Below are 3,482 nucleotides of genomic sequence, written 5' to 3'. Positions count from 1 at the left end.
CAGTTTAAAGTAAATTTTTCCTTCAATTTGAGTGCAAGTTTCAACCTTGACTCCAGGCAAGTCTAATAAATAGTCTAAATGAAAGCTCATTACTTTAACTGTATTGGTTGATCTATTTTACACCATAAACTCAGGAGAGCCTAATTTATTGCATCATTTCTGTTGCCACAGGATTAAGATTTCCCCCCGATGCTAGGAAAGAGCTGCCATAGTGGGTTAATTCCATGAGCAAAGGCAAAGGATCGTGCCAGCGAAAGTCATCGTATGTGCGCGGGCGATCGCTAAACAGTATCCGTCCTGCCGAAGCTAGCGGAGCCAGACCTTTTCCTGTGCGGAATTCAGCTACACCTGCTATAATCTCACCTACTATCCACAAACTGGCAACTGGTTGTAACAAAGGTTTAAAACAATCCGAATCTGGCTCACCTTTAGTTAACATAGTTACCAGTCCTCTGGGAAAATCAAAGCCATTCTGAACAGCCAGATTCAGCGCTCCCCAAAAGCGGGGATTCATTTCGATGAGATAGGCAGAGGAAAGCTGAGAATCGACAATAAAGTCAAAATGTCCAATTCCTGTCCAATTCAGTGCTTTTGCCATCCTTTGGGTATAGTCCTGCAGCAACGGAAATTCGCAAGGTTCGCGCAGTACGCTCGTGCCAAAGCCTGCTTCTTTGCAGCGCAAGTAGCGTTCAACAAAACAGGCTTTGACTTCGCCATCCTTGGCAAGGAAGCAACTTCCAAATACACTGCCTTCTGCATATTCTTGTAGAATCGGCAACTGATTATTTGCCAAACCAAAATTATCGACTACTTCGCGATATTTCTGGCGAGTTTCTGCCAGAGAATTGACGCGAAATACACCTTTGCCGCTATTGCCACGCCGCGTCTTGATAATTAGAGGAAAACCCAACTCTTGCGCGCATGATTCTAATTCTATGAGATTGGCAGGAGCCAGAGTTTTGGGAACGGCAACTTTTGCGGATGCAGCGATTTTAATAATTTCGTATTTGTCTAAAACTCTAACAAGTTCGGTGCGAGGAGGACAGGCAATTAGCAAATTTTCGGGGAGGATCTCGCGATAAGTTTGTATGGCTAAAGCATCCTCGTGGACTGGCAGCAAAACATCGATATTTCGCCGCTTGACAATTGCAGATATTTCTGTTACGTATTGCTCTGGTTCTTTGAACGGATCGGGGACGCGATCGAAACCGCGAACAAATCTCGAAACCCGTACCATGCTCAAAGCAGTTGAACCGCAGGCATAGACTTCAAATCCAGCGCGGGAGAGGCTTTCTGCGGCGATGTAAGCTGTGCGGCACCATCCGTAAGTAACTAAAATTCTCATTATACTCCTGTCATATTTGTACAGCTTCGGCATACAGTTCTTCGTGCAATTTGATGATTTGCTGCAAATCGCAAGCAGCCATGCGCTCGCGTCCCCGCTTGCCCATTTCTCGCACCTCTTCAGGACGATCTAACATCCAAGCCATTGCCTTAGCAAATCCGTCTATATCCCCCACCTCAAAGAGAAGGCCACAACCGGATTCTAACAATTCTTGAGTGCCGCGAATCTTAGTAGCGATCGCCGGAATTTCCAGCGACAAAGACTCCATAACACTTCTAGGCAATCCCTCCTGTTCCGAAGCCAGCAGCGTCGCCACAGAAGCTCGCATTAAAGTCGGAACGTCTCGGCGGTTTCCCAGAAAATGCACCTGATTTTTAATTCCCAAATCCGATGCTAATTGCTGCATTTGGGCCAGCATCGGCCCGTCTCCAGCAAAAGCCAAATGAACATCAGGTCGAGCCAGTTTAGCAAAAGCCTTTAAGACATCCTGCGGGTGCTTGCGCGGAATGAATTCGATCGCGGATACAAACAGTTGATTTTCCCCGTTTAGCCCCATGAAGTGACGCACTTGCTCGACATCAGCTTCAGAAACAGCCTCGGGACTGTAGCGATGGAGATCCACTCCAATTCCCGGCATATAGCGGACTCTTTCAGGGGGAAGAATTTCGTAGCGTTTTGCTGCTGATTCATCCTCGCGATTAATCGTAACTAAATAATCAGTCCAAGGCCCAGCGAGCTTTTCCAAATTCAGAAAAACAGCATTCTTTAACGGTTTACCTAGAGGATGAAAATGAAAACCGTGAGCTGTATATATCACCTGAAATTTTCGCTGTTTTTTTAAATCTTTGAGAGCGTATCTAGCAACAAAAGCAGCGACAGGCGTGTGTACGTGAATTATATCATACTGTTCTGTTTTTACAACCTCTCGAATCACTCGCGGAGCAACTAAAAAATTTCTCGGATCTAAAGGATTGCGCGACCATTTTACATCCCAGACGCGATCGAATGCCTGCAAACATTCAGCATTGTCTGAAATTCTGCAAGCCATAGCATCCACTCGCCAACCCCGCTCACGGAAGTGATCGGCAAAAGGCAATAAAAAAGCGCGGATAGTTGCTGGAATAGTAGTGATAATTAGAAGGCTATTCATGGTTGCTACTGGAGACTGAAGTAATTGGTTTAGCCTCCGTGATCAGCATCGATCCTTTTCCCAAAAGCGAGCCAGCTAATCCCAGCACCTTCACCGTAAAATTAGGTGCATAAGGTACCACAGAAGTTCCCATGTAGGAGGTAGAAATCCAGGTAGGAGTTAAACCAAAACGGCGGTAAAGCTCTTTGATAGAAACTTGATTAAAGCCATTGATGACGTAGGGAGGACGCAGAGGGCCGTAGCGCCCCGTTTTTTGATAGTCCCTCGCCAAATTATTCCGTAGCAAAGCTGTTAAACTGTCTTGATTCAAAATATCCAGCAGCAAAAATCCATCAGGCTTGAGGACTTTGAGGCAAGAACTGAGAAAATCAACAAAATCAGGAATATTGCTCAAGACGTTCTTGATTTGTACTACGTCAAAAGTAGACGGTGCAAACTTGCAGACATCATCAGTAACTTCACCGTAAACACTAGCTTCCTTTGCTGCTGAAGCATCAATCTCGACACCGGCAACTGTACCAAATCCAATCGACTTCGCAGTCCACAGATACTCGCCGTTGGCACAGCCAACATCTAAAAAGGAGCAATTTTGTAAAGAGCGATCGCCCAGTGTTCGGCCCATTCGCTCCTGCAAGCCTTTAACATAAAGAGGCTTCATCTGCTCGAAGGCATTTCTCAGAGCCCGGCTGTAGTCGTAGTCCTGATAAGAAGGAGCCGCCTCTGGTTTTGCTAAATCGCTGCGGTCTACCCAGGCAAAGGTACATTCCCCGCAGCGCCAGACCTTGAAAAAAGCTCCAACTTTCGAGCGTTCTCGGATATTATTAGAATTGCACAAAGGACAATTTGTTGTTGCGACTACCATAAAATTACTCCTCATTACACCTGACAAAAATTGATAGCACCCTAGTTTTTTTCCTTCAACCAAGCTTCAGTTATCTCTCGCACGTAGCGGTAAAATTCCTTCCGCTGTTCGCTGAGCACTTCATC

The 3,482-nt window shown here is 45.8% G+C and carries 3 protein-coding genes; all 3 read right to left on the bottom strand.

What is annotated here, in order from left to right:
• Nucleotides 1-145 precede the first annotated feature (145 nt).
• The 3 genes from ACUVJL_RS06155 to ACUVJL_RS06145 are packed head-to-tail and all read right to left on the bottom strand — an operon-like array spanning nt 146 to nt 3,357.
• Complete coding sequence (locus ACUVJL_RS06155) at nt 146-1,345, bottom strand: carboxylate--amine ligase (protein ID WP_445245046.1); 1,200 nt, start codon at nt 1,343-1,345, stop codon at nt 146-148.
• A gap of 10 nt (nt 1,346-1,355) precedes the next feature.
• The gene (locus tag ACUVJL_RS06150; RefSeq protein ID WP_445245045.1) at nt 1,356-2,495 is read right to left on the bottom strand and encodes a glycosyltransferase family 4 protein; all 1,140 of its coding nucleotides are present in this window, start codon (nt 2,493-2,495) and stop codon (nt 1,356-1,358) included.
• Entirely contained in the window at nt 2,488-3,357 is an 870-nt protein-coding gene (locus tag ACUVJL_RS06145; RefSeq protein ID WP_445245044.1) for a class I SAM-dependent methyltransferase, read from the bottom strand. Before ACUVJL_RS06145 ends, ACUVJL_RS06150 begins: the two co-directional genes overlap by 8 nt.
• Nucleotides 3,358-3,482: the final 125 nt, after the last annotated feature.

It is taken from the genome of Microcoleus sp. OTE_8_concoct_300 (genome assembly GCF_031383065.1).
GTDB lineage: Bacteria > Cyanobacteriota > Cyanobacteriia > Cyanobacteriales > Microcoleaceae > Microcoleus.
Note: the sequence above shows the minus strand (reverse complement) of the source record. Positions and strands in the feature narration are given on the sequence as shown.